The 18,117-nt window shown below is 72.7% G+C and carries 16 protein-coding genes; all 16 read left to right on the plus strand.

The window, feature by feature from the left end:
* The first annotated feature begins 15 nt into the window (after positions 1-15).
* Positions 16-534, plus strand: coding sequence for a DUF2617 family protein (locus tag OG259_RS22485; protein WP_328943893.1), 519 nt, complete (start codon positions 16-18; stop codon positions 532-534).
* A gap of 75 nt (positions 535-609) precedes the next feature.
* Positions 610-2,322, plus strand: coding sequence for a spermidine synthase (locus tag OG259_RS22490; RefSeq protein ID WP_443051998.1), 1,713 nt, complete (start codon positions 610-612; stop codon positions 2,320-2,322).
* Between the two features lie 75 nt (positions 2,323-2,397).
* Positions 2,398-3,240, plus strand: a complete 843-nt coding sequence (locus OG259_RS22495) for an SRPBCC family protein (RefSeq protein ID WP_328943894.1) — start codon at positions 2,398-2,400, stop codon at positions 3,238-3,240.
* 62 nt (positions 3,241-3,302) lie between these two features.
* Positions 3,303-4,088 carry an aldose epimerase family protein gene (locus OG259_RS22500; protein WP_328947151.1) on the plus strand — a complete coding sequence of 262 codons (786 nt, stop codon included), beginning with the start codon at positions 3,303-3,305 and terminating at the stop codon, positions 4,086-4,088.
* 35 nt (positions 4,089-4,123) lie between these two features.
* A complete protein-coding gene (gene pyrE, locus OG259_RS22505; RefSeq protein WP_328943895.1) occupies positions 4,124-4,663 on the plus strand; it encodes an orotate phosphoribosyltransferase in 540 nt (179 codons plus the stop codon).
* A gap of 223 nt (positions 4,664-4,886) precedes the next feature.
* Positions 4,887-5,909 carry a class II fructose-bisphosphate aldolase gene (fbaA, locus tag OG259_RS22510; protein ID WP_328943896.1) on the plus strand — a complete coding sequence of 341 codons (1,023 nt, stop codon included), beginning with the start codon at positions 4,887-4,889 and terminating at the stop codon, positions 5,907-5,909.
* Between the two features lie 83 nt (positions 5,910-5,992).
* Positions 5,993-7,165, plus strand: coding sequence for a MalY/PatB family protein (locus OG259_RS22515; protein WP_328943897.1), 1,173 nt, complete (start codon positions 5,993-5,995; stop codon positions 7,163-7,165).
* A gap of 50 nt (positions 7,166-7,215) precedes the next feature.
* Entirely contained in the window at positions 7,216-8,670 is a 1,455-nt protein-coding gene (locus tag OG259_RS22520) for an MFS transporter (protein ID WP_328943898.1), read from the plus strand.
* Positions 8,671-8,841: 171 nt separating this feature from the next.
* Positions 8,842-9,255: a DUF3151 domain-containing protein gene (locus tag OG259_RS22525; RefSeq protein WP_266893592.1), complete on the plus strand. Its 414-nt coding sequence runs from the start codon at positions 8,842-8,844 to the stop codon at positions 9,253-9,255.
* 327 nt (positions 9,256-9,582) lie between these two features.
* Entirely contained in the window at positions 9,583-10,419 is an 837-nt protein-coding gene (locus OG259_RS22530) for a DUF3152 domain-containing protein (RefSeq protein ID WP_328943899.1), read from the plus strand.
* A 124-nt stretch (positions 10,420-10,543) separates the two neighbouring features.
* A complete protein-coding gene (locus OG259_RS22535) occupies positions 10,544-11,401 on the plus strand; it encodes a tryptophan 2,3-dioxygenase family protein (RefSeq protein WP_328943900.1) in 858 nt (285 codons plus the stop codon).
* A gap of 10 nt (positions 11,402-11,411) precedes the next feature.
* Entirely contained in the window at positions 11,412-12,611 is a 1,200-nt protein-coding gene (kynU, locus tag OG259_RS22540; RefSeq protein ID WP_328947152.1) for a kynureninase, read from the plus strand.
* 102 nt (positions 12,612-12,713) lie between these two features.
* A complete protein-coding gene (locus tag OG259_RS22545) occupies positions 12,714-13,583 on the plus strand; it encodes an alpha/beta hydrolase (RefSeq protein WP_328943901.1) in 870 nt (289 codons plus the stop codon).
* A 111-nt stretch (positions 13,584-13,694) separates the two neighbouring features.
* On the plus strand, positions 13,695-15,920 hold the full coding sequence (locus tag OG259_RS22550; RefSeq protein ID WP_328943902.1) for an FG-GAP-like repeat-containing protein: 2,226 nt from the start codon (positions 13,695-13,697) through the stop codon (positions 15,918-15,920).
* A 77-nt stretch (positions 15,921-15,997) separates the two neighbouring features.
* Positions 15,998-17,368: a sensor histidine kinase gene (locus OG259_RS22555; RefSeq protein ID WP_328943903.1), complete on the plus strand. Its 1,371-nt coding sequence runs from the start codon at positions 15,998-16,000 to the stop codon at positions 17,366-17,368.
* On the plus strand, positions 17,365-18,027 hold the full coding sequence (locus OG259_RS22560; protein ID WP_328943904.1) for a response regulator transcription factor: 663 nt from the start codon (positions 17,365-17,367) through the stop codon (positions 18,025-18,027). The genes OG259_RS22555 and OG259_RS22560 overlap by 4 nt, the downstream gene beginning before the upstream one ends.
* The last annotated feature ends 90 nt before the right edge of the window (positions 18,028-18,117 follow it).

The raw sequence follows: 18,117 nt of genomic DNA on the forward strand, positions 1-18,117 counted from the left end.
TTGCGGAGCCGACCCATGCTCACCACCCTGAAAACCTCCTACACCGACACCCGCGCGGCCGATCTGGCCTGGGCCCTCGGACGCGAGCCACTGCCCGCCCTAGCCGTGCTCGACCTCGAACTCTCCGGCGCCAGACTCCAGTTGAGGCTGCTCGGCGCTTCCCACCAGGTGCTCCTGGAAGAGGAGGGCCGCAGTTGCTCGGAGACCGTCGCCTGTATGCCGGGCAGCAGCACCCCGCTCCCGCTCGGCGTCTCCAAGCGCGTCGGCGAATGGGAGTACGAATTCGCCGCCCGCGTCGAGACGCTCTCGCACGGCTCCTTCGCGGGCCGGGCGCAGGAGTTGCTCGCACTCGTCGCCGACCACCCCAACGGACTCGCGGGGACCTTCCCCGGCTCACCGCACGCCTTCACGGCGATGCTGGCGCAGCGCCACGAGGGGCAGGTGCGCTGGCGCACCTGGCACGCCTACCCGCAGGAAGGGCAGTTGGTGGTGACCAGGACCTGTATCGGCGCACGTATGCCTGCAACGCTCTGATACGCCCTCCCGGAGCCTCAGATGCACTCGTGTGGGTGACAAGGGGCGCCCGAGTCGTGACGTAGCGTTACGGTCATGATCGAGCCGACCGTGACCATGCCACCCAAGAGGGTGCGGCGGGCGCCCGCGTTGCGGCCCGAGCCGCCGCGCGAGACGGTGCGGTTCCCGGTCCTCGCGGTGGTCTTCGTCTGCGCAGCCTGCGGTCTGGTCTACGAACTCGAACTGGTCGCGCTCGCCTCCTACTTGATCGGCGACTCGGTCACCCAGGCCTCCGTCGTGCTCTCCGTGATGGTCTTCGCCATGGGCGTGGGCTCGCTCCTCGCCAAGCGGCTGCGCTGCCGCGCCGCCGTCGGCTTCGGCCTGGTCGAGGCCGGGCTCGCGCTGGTCGGCGGCTGCTCGGCGATGGTGCTCTACGCGGCCTTCGCCTGGCTCGGTGAATCGCGGTACGTGCTCGTGGCGTTCTCCCTCGCCATCGGGGTGCTCATCGGCGCGGAGATCCCCCTCCTGATGTCGCTGATACAGCGGGCCGGGGGACAGCCGGAGGCCCCGGGGCGGGCCGACCGCTCCGGGCGCTCCGGGCGTTCCGGACGGAAGGCCTCGCTCGGGGAGCAGGACGACGCCGCCGGGACGGTCGCCGACCTCTTCGCCGCCGACTACGTCGGGGCGCTGGTCGGCGGCCTCGCCTTCCCGTTCCTCCTGCTGCCCTGGCTCGGCCAGCTCACCGGCGCCCTCGTCACCGGCGCGGTCAACGTGGTGGCGGGCGGCGGCCTCGTCCTGTGGGTGTTCCGCCGGGACCTGACGACCCGCTCCCGGGCCCTGCTCGTGGCCGTGAACGTGTCGGTGCTCGCCGTCCTCGCCACGGCGACCGTGCTCGTCGACGACTTCGAACAGGCCGCGCGCCGGGCGGTGTACGGGGAGCAGGTACGCGTCGCCGTCCACACCGAGCTCCAGGAAGTGGTCGTGACCGGAGGCCGCGAGGGCCCGCCCGACCTGTTCCTCGACGGACGCCTCCGGGTGGCCGGCCAGGACGAGTACCGCTACCACGAGGCGCTCGTCCACCCGGCGATGAACGGCGCGCACGCCCGCGTCCTGATCGTCGGCGGCGGGGACGGCATGGCCGCCCGCGAGGCCCTGCGCTACCCCGGAGTCCGCTCCGTCACCGTCGTCGAACTCGACCCGGGCGTCGTCCGCCTCGCCCGTACGGACCCGGCCCTCGCCACGCTCAACGCGCAGGCGTTCCGCGACCGCCGCGTCCGGGTGGTCTACGCGGACGCCTTCCACTGGCTCAGGGGCGCCACCGATCGTGTGCAGGAACGGTACGACGTGGTGATCTCCGATCTGCCCGACCCCGGAATCACCCCGAGCACCAAGCTGTACTCGGAGGAGTTCTACGGTCTGGTGGCCCAGGTCCTCACCCCCTCCGGGCGGTTCGCCGTGCACGCCGGATCCGTCACCGACCGGCCCCGTACCTACTGGACCGTGGACGCCACCCTGCACGCGGCCGGCTTCGCGACCCGCCCCTACAGCGCGAGCGGCCGCACCCCCGGCTTCGCCGCCGGACCCGACCGCGCCGACCGCGCCAGCGGCACGGGACAGGGGCCCGACGACTGGGGCTTCCTCCTGGCCGTCCCGGGCAGCCGCCCGCCCGCCCTCGGCCTCGCCCCCGACGCACCCCGGCTGCGCTCGCTCGGCGAAGGCACCCTGAAGGCCGCGGCGCGCCGCGCCGAGCGCGGCCGGGGCCCCGAACTGCCCCCCTCGACCCTGGTGCACCCGCGGTACGGCGGCTGAGGACGGCGGCCGAGGGGAGCGGCTCCCGTGCGGAACAGGCGACGCCGCGCCGCTGCCTGAGTAGGCTCGGCTTCCATGGAGCATGAGGTGTTCGTCCCGGTCCCGGCCGAGGTTCTGCGCGCGACGCTCACGGACCCGGCCCGGGTGGTGCGCTGCGTCCCCGGCCTCCAGCGGGACGCCGACGCGGAGGCGGGCCCCCTCACGGGCCGGCTCAAGGTGCGGGTCGGCGGCAACACCATCACCTACCGGGGCGCCCTGAAGGTCGTCGAGCGGGACGGTGCCATCACCTACGAGGGCCAGGGCACCGAGGCCAGGGGCAAGGGCACGGCGGAGCTGTCGCTCACCGTCGTCCTCACTCCGGTGGCCGAGGGCACCAGCCTGAGCTTCACCGGCGGCCTGACGGCGGCCGGCAGGCTCGCCGAGGCGACGGACGAGGCCCGGTCCACGGCGGGCGCCCGGCTGCTCGACAAGTTCGTGGAGGCGCTGGCGGCGCTGGCGGACGAGCCGGAGCCGGTGGAGAAGCCGGAGCCGGTGGAGGAGCCGGAGGCGGCCGCCGCCGAGCCCGACACCGACGACGACGGTGTCGACGACGGTGTCGAGGAGCCGCGGCGGAGTCCCGTCTTCGACGCGCAGATCCCGCCGCCGCCCCTCGACCCGCTCCTGGACGAGGGCTTCGCCGACACCCCCATCGAGTTCCCCGCCCCGCAGCCCGCCGCCGAGGCGGCGCACGCCCGCCGGACCATGATCGGGCGGAGCGCCGAGGAGGTCGACCACGCCCCACCGCGCGGCCGGTACGCACCCGTTCCCGCCCCCGAGTCGTCCAGCGCCGGGGCCACCCTGCGCTGGATCGCACCGGCCGCTGCCCTCGCGCTCGCCTCCGCCGTGGTCGTCAGCCGGGCGCTGCGCCGACGCCGCTGAAACGTGCCCGGAAACGGTCGGCCTCGTTCGGGGTCTCGCACGATTAGGGTCAGGGCGTGAGCATGCAGACGCGACTGACGGCGGGCGACGCCGAGTTGACCATCAGCCCCGAGAACGGCTGCCGGATCGAGAGCCTGCGCATCGGCGACACCGAGGTGCTGCGCCAGGGCGAGCGGTTCGGAAGCTTCCCGATGGTGCCCTGGTGCGGGCGGACCGAGAACGGCCGCTTCCGCAACGGGGCGACCATCCAGCAGCTGCCGGTCAACGCGCCCCCGCACGCCATCCACGGCACCGTCCGCGACCTCGCCTGGAAGCCCGCCCGGACCTCCGCGACCGAGGCCGTCTTCACCTGCGAGCTGGGCGACCCGTGGCCGTACAAGGGCAGGGTCACCCAGGTCTTCGAGTTGGCCGAGGACTCCCTGACCCTCCGCTTCGGCGTCGAGACCTATGACGACTCCTTCCCCGCCCAGGCCGGCTGGCACCCCTGGTTCCTGCGCAACCTCGGCCGGGGCGGTCAGGACGTGCGCCTCGACTTCACCGCCGCCTGGCAGGAGGAGCGCGGGGAGAACCACCTGCCCACCGGGCGCCGGATCGACCCCCTCCCCGGCCCATGGGACGACTGCTTCGGCATGCCCGAAGGCGTCGACGTCACCCTCACCTGGCCGGAGGAGCTGGAGCTGAAGGTGACCAGCCGCGCCGAATGGGTCGTGATCTACGACGAGCCCGAGGAAGCCGTCTGTGTCGAGCCGCAGTCCGGCCCGCCGAACGGCCTCAACACCCATCCGCGCCTGGTCACCCCGATCGACCCGCTGGAGGTCGAGAGCACCTGGAGCTGGCGCCGCCTCTGAGCGGTGTCCCCGCGGCGCCCCTTAAGCTGCTGACCATGACTGACGTACGCGCTGAGCTGCTCCAGCAGATCAAGGACAAGGCCGTGGTGCACGGCAAGGTGACCCTCTCCTCGGGTCTGGAAGCCGACTACTACATCGACCTGCGCCGGATCACGCTGGACGGCGAGGCCGCGCCGATGGTGGGTCAGGTCATGCTCGACCTCACCGCCGACCTGGACTTCGACTGCGTCGGCGGCCTGACCCTGGGCGCCGACCCGGTCGCGACCTCGATGCTGCACGCCTCCGCCGCGCGCGGACAGCGCCTCGACGCCTTCGTCGTACGGAAGGCGCAGAAGGCGCACGGCATGCAGCGCCGTATCGAGGGCACGGACGTCAAGGGTCGTCGCTGCCTCGTGGTCGAGGACACCTCGACCACCGGCGGATCGCCGCTGACCGCCGTCGAGGCCGTCCGTGAGGCCGGTGGCGAGGTCGTCGCCGTGGCCACGATCGTCGACCGGGGCGCCGCCGAGGCCATCTCCGGGGCGGGTCTGGCCTACCTCACGGGCTACCAGCTGGCCGATCTTGACCTGGCGTAACCGCCGCGAAGTCGTGACTTAGGTCCTGGACCCGGGCAAGAACGGTCCTGACCTGCATTTTTACCAAGGGGCGGGGTGTTTCACGTGAAACACCCCGCCCCTTGGCATGCCGTGCCCGTGGGAGCCCGGAGAAGAGTCTGGAAGGATGGGCGTCGACGATGACGTCGCCCCCAGGTCAGGGACAGCAACGCACACACTCCCGCACATCACAAGGAGCGGACGAATGCCCATCGCAACCCCCGAGGTCTACAACGAGATGCTCGACCGGGCGAAGGCAGGCAAGTTCGCCTACCCGGCCATCAACGTGACTTCGTCCCAGACCCTGCACGCCGCGCTGCGCGGCTTCGCGGAGGCCGAGAGCGACGGCATCATCCAGATCTCGACCGGCGGAGCCGAGTTCCTGGGCGGCCAGTACAACAAGGACATGGTCACGGGCGCCGTTGCCCTGGCCGAGTTCGCGCACATCGTCGCCGCGAAGTACGACATCACGGTCGCGCTGCACACCGACCACTGCCCGAAGGACAAGCTGGACGGCTACGTCCGTCCGCTGCTCGACGTCTCCGCCGAGCGCGTCGCCCGTGGCGAGAACCCGCTGTTCCAGTCGCACATGTGGGACGGCTCCGCCGAGACCCTCGCCGACAACCTGGCCATCGGCCAGGAGCTGCTCGCGCAGGCCTCCGCCGCCAAGATCATCCTTGAGGTCGAGATCACCCCGACCGGTGGCGAGGAGGACGGCGTCAGCCACGAGATCAACGACGAGCTGTACACCACGGTCGACGACGCGCTCCGCACCGCCGAGGCCCTCGGCCTGGGCGAGAAGGGCCGCTACCTGCTCGCCGCCTCCTTCGGCAACGTGCACGGCGTCTACAAGCCGGGCAACGTCGTCCTCCGCCCGGAGCTCCTCAAGGACCTCCAGGCCGGTGTCGCCGAGAAGTACGGCAAGGCCTCCCCGTTCGACTTCGTCTTCCACGGCGGCTCGGGCTCCACGGCCGAGGAGATCGCCACCGCGCTGGAGAACGGCGTCGTGAAGATGAACCTGGACACCGACACCCAGTACGCCTTCACGCGTCCGGTGGCGAACCACATGTTCAAGAACTACGACGGTGTCCTGAAGGTCGACGGCGAGGTCGGCATCAAGTCGACCTACGACCCGCGCACCTGGGGCAAGCTGGCCGAGGCCGGCATGGCCGTCCGGGTGACCGAGGCGTGCGCGGCGCTGCGCTCGACCGGCACCAAGCTGAAGTAAGCGCTGAGGCAAGCGTTGTACGAGCGGCCCGGTACCTCCACCCTGGCGTGGGGGTACCGGGCCCTCGGCACGTCTGGAGGAGGATGACGGTGACGGCGTACGACTTCGACCGGGAGATCGACCGGCGCGGTACCTGGTCGGTCCAGTGGGACGGGATCGCGGACCGCTTCGGCGTGCCCGACCTCCTCCCCTTCACCATCTCCGACATGGACTTCGCCTCCCCGCCGGAGGTCCTCGCGGCCCTCCGCGACCGCGTCGACCACGGGGTCTTCGGCTACACGGACTGGCGGCTCGGCGAGTTCCGGGAGGCGATCCAGCACTGGTACGCGAGCCGGTTCGACGCCGACATCGACCCGGACTCCCTGGTGTACGCGCCCTCCGTGCTCAACCAGCTCTCCCAGCTGCTGCGGATGTGGACGGGACCCGGTGACGGAGTGGTCGTCCACACCCCCACGTACGACGGCTTCCGCAAGGCCGTCGCCGGGCTCGGGCGCGAGCTGCGCGGCGTCCCCGTCGGAGACACCGAGGCGCTCGAACGGGAGCTGGCCCGGCCGGACAGCACGATGCTGCTGCTCTGCTCCCCGCACAACCCGACCGGACGGGTGTGGACGGAAGAGGAGCTGACCTCCTTCGCCGCGCTCGCCGAGCGCCACGGCGTGGCCGTCGTCAGCGACGAGATCCACGCGGACCTGACCACCGAGGGCCACCGCCACGTCCCGTGGACCCGGATCGCCGAGCGGGGCCGGGGCCGCCGCTGGGCGCTGATCACCTCCGCCACCAAGGCCTTCAACTTCCCCGCGCTCTCCGGCTCGTACGGGATCATCGGCGACCCCGACGAGCGCGAGACCTTCGTCCGGCGCATGGAGACCGGCGAGGGACTGGCCTCGCCGGCGGTGCTCTCGCTGACCGCTCACATCGCCGCGTACCGGCACGGCGCGGCCTGGCTGGACGAGCTGCGCGCCTACGTGGCGGGCACCATGAGCATGGTCCGGGAACACCTCGCGAACGGCCTTCCCGAGCTCGTCTGGGCACCCCCGCAGGCGGGCTATCTCGCCTGGATCGACCTGAGGCCGCTCGGCATCGAGGAGGCCAGGCTCCAGGAGGAGCTGGTCACGGTCGAGAAGGTCGCGATCATGCCCGGCGGGGTGTACGGCACGCCCGGCTTCGTCCGGCTGAACGTGGGCTGTCCGCGGAAGAAGGCCGAGCGGGGCATGGAGGCCCTGGTGCGGGCGGCCGGACGACTGCGCACGACCTGAGGCCACCGTTTCGGAGGGCGGGGCGGCGCGCTTCGCGGGACCATGCTGGCATGGGCGTGCGGGACGTGCGGATGGCCTCGGGGACCGGTCGGTGGATCCTGTTCACCACCGTCCTCGGTTCCGGGATGGCGCTGCTCGACTCCACCGTCGTCAATGTCGCCCTGCCCCACATCGGGGAGGACCTGGGCGCCGACATGGCCGTGCTCCAGTGGACGGTCAACGCCTACATGCTGACCCTCGCCGGGCTGATCCTGCTCGGCGGGGCGCTGGGCGACCGGTTCGGGCGCCGTCGGGTCTTCGTGATCGGGGTGGTGTGGTTCGCGCTGGCCTCGCTGCTGTGCGGCCTCGCGCCGAACGCCGGGGTGCTGATCGGGGCCCGCGCCCTCCAGGGTGTGGGCGGGGCGCTCCTCACCCCCGGATCGCTCGCCCTGATCCAGGCGAGTTTCCACGAGGAGGACCGGGCCAGGGCGGTCGGGTTGTGGTCCGGCTTCGGCGGGGTGGGGGCGGCGATCGGGCCGTTCGTCGGCGGCTGGCTGGTGGACGGGCCGGGCTGGCGGTGGGTGTTCCTGTTGAACGTGCCGCTCGCCGCCCTCTGCGTCCCCGTCGCCCTGCGCCACGTGCCGGAATCGCGGGACGAGACCGCGCACGGCCGCTTCGACGTGCTCGGCGCGGCCCTGGGTGCGGCGGCCCTCGCCCTCGTGACGTACGCGCTGATCGGCGCGGCCTGGTGGGCCGCGGCGGCCGGGGTCCTCGTCGGGGCGGGGTTCGTGGTGGTGGAGCGGCGGCGCGGGGAGTCGGCGATGGTGCCGCCGTCGATCTTCGCGTCGCGGATGTTCGTCGCGGTCAACCTGGTGACCCTCTGTGTGTACGCGGCCTTCGGCGGCTTCTTCTTCCTGGCCGCCCTCCAGCTCCAGGTGGTGGCCGGCTACTCGGCGCTCGGCGCCGGTACGGCCCTGCTGCCGACGACCGTCCTGATGCTGCTGCTCTCGGCGAAGTCCGGGGAGCTGGGGGAGCGCATCGGGCCCAGGATCCCGCTCACGGTGGGGCCGCTGCTGTGCGCCGCGGGGATGCTCCTGATGCTGCGGGTCGGCGAGGACGCCTCCTACGTGCGGGACGTGCTGCCGGCCATGCTGGTGCTCGGGCTCGGGATGACGGCCCTGGTCGCGCCGCTGACCGCGACCGTGCTCGCCTCGGTGGACGTGTCCCGGGCGGGCCTCGCGAGCGGGATCAACAACGCGGCGGCACGGGCGGCCGGGCTGCTCGCGGTGGCCGCGCTGCCGATGCTCGCCGGGATGGGGCCGGAGGCGTACCGCTCGGCGGAGGAGTTCGGGGAGACGTTCCGGCGGGCGATGCCGATGTGCGCGGGGATCCTGGTGGTGGGCGCGGTGCTCGCCTGGACGACGATGCGGACCCCGGCGGGGGCGGACTGCCACCCGGAGTGCAAGGTGCACTGCGGGGTGTCGTCCCCGCCACTCGATCCGGGACAGCGGGACGCGGCGGCCTGAGCGGGCCCGGCGGTCCTGAGCGGGCCCGGCGGTCCTGCGCGGGCCGGTGCCTCGGCGGGCCGTGTCTGCGCCACGGGGTCTCCGACACCGGTGGTGCCGTCGCGGGGCCTCCGACGCACGTCCTTCGGCCACGAGGCCTCCGGGCGCCGGGACTGAGGCAGACTGGGCCCCATGGCCATGCATGAGAACCTCCTGGGGGGACCGGCCCCCACCCACCTGCCCGACGACCCGGGTCCGCGCGAGCTGCTCGCGAACGGTACGGCGCCGGCGGACGTCGCCGCGAAGTACCCGACCTCCTCGCTCGCCTGGGCCCAGCTCGCCGACGACGCCTACGAGCGCGGCTCGGTCGTCGAGTCCTACGCCTACGCCCGTACCGGCTACCACCGCGGCCTCGACGCGCTGCGCCGCAACGGCTGGAAGGGCCACGGCCCGGTGCCGTGGGAGCACGAGCCGAACCGCGGCTTCCTGCGCGCGCTGCACTCGCTCGCCCGTGCGGCCGGCGAGATCGGTGAGAAGGACGAGTACGAGCGCTGCACCACCTTCCTGCGGGACTCCTCGGAGACCGCGGCGGAGACGCTCGGCTGACATCGTCCGTCGTCGTCCGTCGGCTGAAAGTCGTCTGACACTGTCCGGATTTCGCCCTGTCCGACGGACCGGGGGAAATCCGGACACACCCCCCTGGTACGTTCGAAGGTGTTCGAGTGGGGTCGGTACGATCCCCGGGACCGCAGGACCGAAGCCGCCGGTACCGAGGCCCCATCTCCTCTTCCCCCACTGCCGGCCGACGCAGGGGAGACGTCTGTCGTGGGCAAGCGTGCCGCATCCGCAGGACGGCGAAAAACGCAGGGTCGGCGGCGGGGTGGAGGCGGACGCGGCCCCGCGGGCCGGCTCGCGCTCCCGGCGCTGGCCCTGATGACGGTCGCGCTCGGCACCGGTGTCGCCCTGGCCCACTTCGAGGGTCGGGCGCCCGAGGACACGGCGGCGGCCCCGGCCGTCGTCCCCGCGCCCGAGTCGACGACCGGGAGCCCGGCCCCGGAGAAGACCGTCCCCGCCCCCAGGCGCACGACGGCGAAACCGAAGCCGCCGCCGAAACCGAAGGCGACGGCGAAACCGACGCCGAAGAAGACCCCGAAGAAGACCCCGGAGGCCTCGAAGGCCCCGAAGAAGACGCCCCCCACCGTGCCGAAGTCCGGTGCCGGGACCTTCACCACCGCGCAGGCCTCCGGTACGCCGGTCGGCGAGACCGGCACGCTGCGCCGCTATCAGGTCCAGGTCGAGGAGGGCATCGACCTGTCGGCGCGCGGGGCGGCCGCCGAGATCCAGCAGATCCTGGCGCATCCGCGCGGCTGGGCCGCGCACGGCCGGGGCCGCTTCCAGCTGGTGTCGGAGGACGCCGACTTCGTCATCCGGATCGCCACCCCGGACACCGCCGACGCGCTCTGCCTGCAGCAGGGCCTGGACACCCACGGCGAGCTGAACTGCGAGACCACCGACGGGGTCGTGGTGAACCTCCGGCGGTGGATGCTGGGCTCGCCGACCTTCGCGGGGGAGGCCGCCGAGTACCGGCATCTGATCATCAACCACGAGGTCGGACACGAGATCGGCATCCGCGAGCACATGGGCTGCCCGGGTCCGGGCAAGCTCGCGCCCGCGATGATGCAGCAGATCAAGGGACTGAACGGATGCCGTTCGAACGCGTTTCCGTATGACGAAGACGGGAGCTACATCACCGGGCCGATCGTGTCATGATGCGCTTGGGACGGCGCGCGACGAAGCCCGCCTCCCGAGGGGACCGGGGCTCCCGTGACGCACGGAACGACGTGCGCGCGGTGGAGCAGACCGCTACCCGGTAGTTCGTATCGAGGAGACAGAAATGTCACTCTCCCCGGGTTCTCCCGATTCCGGAGCCGGTTCGGTCACCAACGACCCGAACCTCGACTTCGCCGGCACGACGCCGTACGAGGACTACGTCCAGGCGGACGTCCTGACCCACCTCCAGCACCTCCGCTCGGACGACCCCGGCGAGATGGTCTTCCTGGTCACCACCCAGGTCATGGAGCTGTGGTTCACGGTCATCGTCCACGAGTGGGAGACCGCGAGCCGCGCCCTGCGCGAGGACCGCGTCCCCGTCGCGATGGACGCGCTCAAGCGCTCCGTGCGCGAGCTGGAGGCCCTCAACCACTCCTGGCGTCCGCTCGCCCAGCTCACTCCCGGCCAGTTCAACGCCTACCGCGCCGCGCTCGGCGAGGGCTCCGGATTCCAGTCCGCGATGTACCGGCGGATGGAGTTCCTGCTCGGCGAGAAGTCCGCGTCCATGCTCGTCCCGCACCGGGGCGCGCCCCGCGTCCACGCCGAGCTGGAGAAGGCGCTCCACGAGCCGAGCCTGTACGACGAGGTCCTCGGGCTGCTCGCCCGCCGCGGCCTGCCCGTCCCGGCCGCCGTCCTCGGCCGCGACCTCGCCCAGCGCTACGAGCCCTCGACCGAGGTCGAGGCGGTCTGGGCCGGTATCTACGCGGACGCCGACCAGAACGCCGAGCTCGTGCGTCTCGGCGAGGCGCTCAGCGATGTCGCCGAACTGGTCTGGCGATGGCGCAACGACCACCTGGTGGCGACCCGCCGCGCGATGGGCTCGAAGACCGGCACCGGCGGCTCGGCGGGCGTGGCCTGGCTGGAGAAGCGGGCGCAGAAGAACGTCTTCCCGGAGCTCTGGACGGCGCGCAGCCATGTCTGAGACCGAGGTCATGGCAGACCTCCAGAAGCAGGCACACGCCCTCGACGCCGCCGACGAACTGGGCAAGCACCGCGAGAAGTTCGCCCTCGACGCCGGGACCGTCTACCTCGACGGCAACTCGCTCGGCGCGCTGCCCGCCCACGTCCCGGCCCGGATGGCCGACGTCATCACCCGTGAGTGGGGCGAGCTGCGCATCCGCTCCTGGGACGAGTCGGGCTGGTGGACCGCGCCCGAGCGGATCGGCGACCGGATCGCCCCGATCGTCGGCGCCGCCCCCGGGCAGATCGTGGTCGGCGACTCGACCAGCGTGAACGTCTTCAAGGCGGTCGTCGCGGCGGCCCGGCTGAACGGTGACGACCGGGACCAGATCCTCGTCGACGCGACGACCTTTCCCACGGACGGGTACATCGCGCAGTCCGCGGCGCGGATGACGGGTCACGAGATCGTGGCGTGCGACCCGGCCGACATGGCGGACGCGGTGAGCGACCGCACGGCCGCCGCCCTCGTCAACCACGTGGACTACCGCTCCGGTCGTCTGCAGGACCTGCCCGGCATCACCGCCGCGCTCCACGAGGCGGGCGCGCTCGCGGTCTGGGACCTGTGCCACAGCGCGGGCGCCCTGCCCGTCGGCCTGGACGTCCACGGGGTCGACCTGGCCGTCGGCTGCACGTACAAGTACCTGAACGGCGGGCCCGGTTCGCCGGCCTACCTGTACGTCGCCGAGCGCCACCAGGCGGCCTTCGACTCGCCGCTGCCCGGCTGGAACTCGCACGCCGACCCCTTCGCCATGACCCCCGGCTACGAGGCCGCCGCGGGCGCCGTGCGGGGCCGGGTCGGCACGCCCGACATCCTCTCCATGCTGGCCCTCGAAGCGGCGCTCGACGTCTGGGACGGGGTCGCGATCGAGGCCGTACGGGCCAAGTCCCTGGCGCTCACGGACTTCTTCCTGGAGTGCGTGCGCGCGTACGTGCCGGCGGGCCACGTCGCGTCCGTGACGCCCGGGGCGCACGGCGAGCGGGGCAGTCAGGCCGCGCTGAGCTGCGAGAACGCCCCGGCCGTGATGGCCGAGCTGATCAAGCGCGGAGTCGTCGGCGATCTGCGCCGCCCCGACATCCTGCGGTTCGGCTTCACCCCGCTGTACGTCGGCTTCGCGGACGCGGAGAGGGCCGCGCGGACCCTCGCGGAGGTCCTGGCCGGCCTCCCCGCCTGAGGGATGACGGTCCGATGATCGCCTGATCTGCGGGGCTCCGGTCCTGGTACCGTCCCCGCAGGTCAGGCCAATTCGGCCCCGTACCCGAGAGGTTGGAACAGCATGCCGGACCCCGCCGCGCGCGATGCCGCCGAAGAGGCGTCCGCCTTCTCGCACCCGGCCGTCCCCCCGGACGCCACCGCCGCGTACGGCGACCACCCGGACCAGGTGATCGACTTCTACGCCCCGCGCGGTGGCCACACCCGGGCCCCGCTCGTCGTCGCCCTGCACGGCGGCGCCTGGCGGGCACCCTACGACCGGCAGCACCTGACCCCTTTCGTGGACTTCCTGGCCCGCCGCGGCTTCGCCGTGGCGAACGTCGAGTACCGGCGCGGCAGCGACATCCCCCGACAGGGTGGCGCCGCCCCGGTCGCCGGGCGCTGGCCCGAGACCTTCGACGACGTGGCCGCCGCGCTCGACGCCCTGCCGGAACTGGCCGCCGCGCACCTGCCGCAGGCCGACACCGGGCGGATCGTCCTCACCGGCCACTCCGCGGGCGGTCAGCTCGCCCTGTGGGCCGCCGCCCGCCACGTACTGCCCGCAGGCTCCCCCTGGCGGCTGCCCGCCCCGCCCGCGCTGCGCGGGGTCGTCGCCCTCGCCCCGATCGCCCACTTCGGGCGGGCGGTCGAGCTGGGTGTGTGCGGCGGCGCGGTCACCGAGCTGCTCGGCGACCCCTCCGCGTACGAGGAGCGGGCGGCCCACGCCGACCCGTCGGCGCTCCTGCCGACCGGGATCGCGACCACCGTCGTCCAGGGCCGTACGGACCTCGACGTGCCGTACACCGTCGCCGACGCCTACGCCGAGGCGGCCGCGAAGGCGGGCGAGGCGGTCGGCCTGACGCTCCTGGAGGAGGTCGGCCACTTCCCGCTGATCGACCCCGCGGCGGACGCGTGCGCGGTGGTGGCGGAGGAGATCGCCCAGCTGGCCTGGTGAGCCGACGACGCCTTCCGGCGAACAGAGGTTTTCCGTACAACCACTCGACCCGGTCGTGAGTCTGATCGGGCACGGCACTCCCGTGTCCGATCCTTCTCGTGGGGGTTCACCTTGCAGTTCCGCTCCACCGGCACGCGTTCCACCCGTCTCGCCGCGGCCGTCACGGCCGTCCTCGCCGTCACGGCGCTCGGCGCGGGCACCCTCGCCACCGCCCCGACGGCCTTCGCGGCCGCCCCGGCCCAGGCCCCGGCTCAAGCCGGTCAGGCCGCCGAGCTGCCCGTCGTTCCCGCCGCCGCCCGGGTCACGGGTACGGGCACCACCGGCTTCCTCACGTACGGCTCCGGCGACGAGGAGGCCGACAGCGGGCTGCTCTGGACGCCGTTCGCGGGCGGCGAGCCGACTCCGCTGCAGAGCCCCGACGGCGGCGGCTGGGCGATGTCGGGCAGCGATGTGGTCGTCCTCGGGGACACCGGATTCATGGCCCGGGCGCGTTCGCTCACCCTGCGGAACATGGCCGCCCCGACCGCTCCGGGCGTGGAGATCGACCTGGGGGCGCTGAACGGGAACTACGTGACCGTGCTGAGCCCGACGAGCGTGCTCGCACAGGTGACGAAGGAGGACGGCACGGCGGAACTCCACGTCGTGACCAAGGACGGCACGGCGACGAGCAGCCGCAGGATCTCGGGGCTGCCCGCGGACGCCGACCACTTCTTCACCAGCGCCGCGGTCCAGGACGGCTTCGCCCTCATCGGGTACGAGACGGGCCCGGCGGGCGCGCGGACCGGCGGCCGGGCGCTGATCGACACGACGGCCGGGACGGTCTCCGAGACGTACGCCTCCGCCGAGTCCGGGTACGGAACCAGCGCCCTGATGCTCTCCGGTTCGCACGTGGCCTGGCAGGAGTCGGAGAGCGGCACCGGGCGGTACGTCGTGTCCGTCGACCGCTCGACGCGCCAGGTGAAGCGGACCGTCCTGGGCGCCGACGACGAGTACAGCACCCAGCTCGTGGGCGGGTGGCTCGTGTACGGCAACGCCTGGAGGCCGGGCAAGGCCGTCCCGCTGGCCGGCGGCGAGACGATCGACATCGCCGAGAAGGTGACCGGTTCGGCCGGGGCCGGCGACGGCAGCGCGGTGATCAGCGGCCGACGGACCGCCGACGGATCCGGGCTGTTCCGGATCGTGGCCTCGGAGAGCGGCGCTCCGGCCGTCACCAAGGTCGCGGACATGACCGAGGCGCTGAGGATCGAGCAGGTCCACATCCCCGACAGCGTGAACCTCGACCAGACCGGCGGCGAGGTGACGCTCGGCTGGACGCTGTCCCGCTCCGACGCCTCCCTGGACGTCTCGCTCCACCACATCGCCTCCGGCAAGGAGTTCCACACGCGGGTCCCGGCCCCCGCCACCGGCACCCGCTTCTCCTTCACCTGGGACGGCCGCATCGACGGCGTGGACGCGCCGAACGGCCGGTACGCCGTCTCGGCCGAGGCGACCCCGCTCGACGGCGTCGGCGAGCCCGCCTTCCAGGGCTGGCTGTTCACCGCCCGCCGCACGTACAACGCGCACGACTACACCAACAACGGCTCCACCGACGTCCTCGCCCGTGACGCCTCCGGCGTGCTGTGGCGCGACGACCTGCGGGACCGGTCGGCGGACGGCCACGTCGAGACCGCCGGCCGCACCCGGATCGGCTCCGGGTGGAACACGTACAAGCAGATCGAGGCCGTCGGCGACCTCGACGGCGACCAGGTCGCCGACCTGATCGCCCTCGACGGCTCCGGCGTGCTCTGGCACTACCTCGGCAAGGGCGACGGCACCTTCTCGACCCGGGTGAAGGTCGGCGGCGGCTGGGGCGTCTACAACAAGCTGACCGGCGGCTCGGACCTCGACGGCGACGGCCGCAGCGACCTGCTCGCCACGGACGCGTCCGGCGTGCTGTGGTTCTACAAGGGCACGGGCGACGTGGCGAAGCCGTTCGCGACCCGGGTGAAGGTCGGCGGCGGCTGGGGCGTCTACAACCAGCTCACCGCCGTCGGCGACATGGCCGGCACGGCGGCGGGGGACATGGTCGCCCGCGACACCGCCGGCGTCCTCTGGCTGTACCAGGGCGACGGCCGCGGCAACTTCACCACCCGGGTGAGGGTCGGCGGCGGCTGGGGCGCCTTCTCCCAGCTCGTCGGCGCCGGCGACGTCGACGACGACGGCCGCCCCGACCTGATCGCCTACGGGACGGGCGGCACGTACGTCTACCGCTCCACCGGCTCCGCCACCTCACCCTTCAGCCGTCGGACGACCGATCTGTACGCGGGCGAGGGCACCAGGTTCACCAGCGTGGCCTGAGGACTCGCCTAGTCCTCAAGGGGGACCCGGAAGGATCCGCATCGAGCGGGACGACCGGGTTCCCCGCCGCCCGTACCGTGGTGCGGGTGACCCAGACACAGGCCTCCGAGACGAGCCGCAGCCCCGAGATCCGCCTGGCGCAGGTGGCCCTCGGCGGTCTGCGCCAGGAACTCTTCCACGACGCGTTCGCCTACCGGCCGCTGCCGCGCATGGACGTGAGCAGCGGCCCGACCCGCTTCCTGCCGGCACGGATACGCGTGTACGCCGGGCTGCTGCCGCACGCGTTCATCGCGTTCTGCGCCATGGTCGTCTTCGCCCTCGGATACGACCGCATCTACTACAGCTTCGGTCCGACGGCGTTCATGACCGTCACCGCTCCGGCCGTGGTCGTGCTGCTCACCATGGTCCGGCCGGTGCTCGCCTTCTGGGCCTCGCTCGGCCTGGCGCCCTTCATCGGCTACCTCGGCGGCTCCGGGGGCGACTGGCCCTGGTCGGCGCCCGCCTTCGCCGCCCACCTGGTGGTCCTCGGCGTGGTCGCCGCCCGCACCAGGCCCCGTACGGCCGCGTGGATGTGGGTCGTGACCGGGGCCTACAGCATGTTCCTGGACCTGTTCATCGGGAGCGGAGGCCCCTCCGAGTCCATCCCGCTGATGTTCGTCTCGGCCCTGGTCCTGCTCGCCGTCACCGTCGTCCAGACCCGCCGCCAGGCCGACCGCGAGGTCACCGCCCAGCAGACCGTCACCGCGCAGGAGCGCTCCAAGCGGACCCTCCTGGAGGAGCGCACCACCATCGCCCGCGAGCTCCACGACGTCGTCGCCCACCACATGTCGGTCGTCGCGATCCAGGCCGAGGCCGCGCCGTACCGGGTCGAGAACCCGCCGCCGGAGCTGGAGCAGGCCTTCCTCACCATCCGCGAGAACGCGGTCGCCGCGCTGACCGAGCTGCGCCGCATCCTCGGTGTCGTCCGCGCCGAGGACTACGAGGCCCCCGACGCCCCGCAGCCGACCCTCGCCGACCTCGACTCGCTCGTCCGCAACGTGCAGGAGGCCGGGCTCGTCGTCGAGAAGACGGTGACCGGCGCGGTACGGGAGCTGCCGCAGGGCGTGGAGCTCTCCGCGTACCGGATCGTGCAGGAGGCCCTGTCGAACGTGCTGCGGCACGCGCCCGGCGCCGCCGCGAAGGTCGAGGTCAGCTATGTCCTCGGCGGTCTGGGCCTGCGCATCGCGAACGGTCCGGCGCGCGGCCTCGTGAAGCCCACCCGTCACCCGGCCACCACCCCTCAAGGAGGGCTTCGCCCGCCCCATTCGATGGGCGCGGGCCACGGCATCACCGGCATGCGGGAGCGTGTGACGATGCTCGGAGGGGAGATGACGGCCGAGGCCACCGAGGACGGTGGCTACGAGGTGACGGCCTTCGTCCCCGTCAGCCGTGAGGAGAGTGACCAGTGATCCGCGTACTGATCGTCGACGACCAGATCATGGTCCGCGAGGGGTTCTCGGTGCTGCTCGGCGCGATGCCGGACATCGAGGTCGTAGGGGAGGCAGTCAACGGCAGGGAGGCCGTCGCGCAGGTCGCCGCCCTCCACCCCGACGTCGTCCTCATGGACATCCGGATGCCCGAGCTGAACGGCATCGACGCCACCCGGGAGATCGTCGCCGCCGACGCGGACGCCAAGGTGCTCGTCCTGACCACCTTCGACCTCGACGAGTACGTCTACCAGGCGCTCCGCGCCGGGGCCTCCGGCTTCCTGCTCAAGGACGCCTCCGCCCGGCAGCTCGCCGACGGGGTGCGGGTCGTCGCGGCCGGCGAGGCGCTCCTCGCGCCGACCGTCACCAAGCGGCTGATCACCGAGTTCGCGAAGGCGCCGGGAAGTTCTCCGCGCCCGCCCGCGATGGCGCAGATAGGGGAGCTGACGGAGCGCGAGACGGAGGTCCTGGTGCTCATCGCGCAGGGCCTGTCGAACTCCGAGATCGCCGAGCACCTCGTCGTCGCCGAGTCGACGATCAAGACGCATGTGAGCCGCATCCTGGTGAAGCTGGGGCTGCGGGACCGGACGCAGGCGGCGGTCTTCGCCTACGAGGCGGGTCTGGTGCGCGTCGGCGGCTAGGTCGCGTCCGGCGGATCACTGTCGGGCCGGCGCATCAGGGTCAGGTCGGCGGATCAGGGTCGGGCCGGCGGATCACGGCCCGGCCGGCCA

This window comes from Streptomyces sp. NBC_00250 (assembly GCF_036192275.1).
GTDB lineage: Bacteria > Actinomycetota > Actinomycetes > Streptomycetales > Streptomycetaceae > Streptomyces.

What these genes read in the sequence shown, in the direction of transcription:
- OG259_RS22515 (WP_328943897.1), top strand. Translation starts at nt 5,993, where the DNA reads ATGACGGTGACGGCGTACGACTTCGACCGGGAGATCGACCGGCGCGGT.
- kynU (WP_328947152.1), top strand. Translation starts at nt 11,412, where the DNA reads ATGGCAGACCTCCAGAAGCAGGCACACGCCCTCGACGCCGCCGACGAA.
- OG259_RS22525 (WP_266893592.1), top strand. Translation starts at nt 8,842, where the DNA reads ATGGCCATGCATGAGAACCTCCTGGGGGGACCGGCCCCCACCCACCTG.
- OG259_RS22545 (WP_328943901.1), top strand. Translation starts at nt 12,714, where the DNA reads ATGCCGGACCCCGCCGCGCGCGATGCCGCCGAAGAGGCGTCCGCCTTC.
- OG259_RS22520 (WP_328943898.1), top strand. Translation starts at nt 7,216, where the DNA reads ATGGGCGTGCGGGACGTGCGGATGGCCTCGGGGACCGGTCGGTGGATC.
- OG259_RS22485 (WP_328943893.1), top strand. Translation starts at nt 16, where the DNA reads ATGCTCACCACCCTGAAAACCTCCTACACCGACACCCGCGCGGCCGAT.
- fbaA (WP_328943896.1), top strand. Translation starts at nt 4,887, where the DNA reads ATGCCCATCGCAACCCCCGAGGTCTACAACGAGATGCTCGACCGGGCG.
- OG259_RS22500 (WP_328947151.1), top strand. Translation starts at nt 3,303, where the DNA reads ATGCAGACGCGACTGACGGCGGGCGACGCCGAGTTGACCATCAGCCCC.
- OG259_RS22530 (WP_328943899.1), top strand. Translation starts at nt 9,583, where the DNA reads ATGACGGTCGCGCTCGGCACCGGTGTCGCCCTGGCCCACTTCGAGGGT.
- OG259_RS22535 (WP_328943900.1), top strand. Translation starts at nt 10,544, where the DNA reads ATGTCACTCTCCCCGGGTTCTCCCGATTCCGGAGCCGGTTCGGTCACC.
- pyrE (WP_328943895.1), top strand. Translation starts at nt 4,124, where the DNA reads ATGACTGACGTACGCGCTGAGCTGCTCCAGCAGATCAAGGACAAGGCC.
- OG259_RS22495 (WP_328943894.1), top strand. Translation starts at nt 2,398, where the DNA reads ATGGAGCATGAGGTGTTCGTCCCGGTCCCGGCCGAGGTTCTGCGCGCG.
- OG259_RS22490 (WP_443051998.1), top strand. Translation starts at nt 610, where the DNA reads ATGATCGAGCCGACCGTGACCATGCCACCCAAGAGGGTGCGGCGGGCG.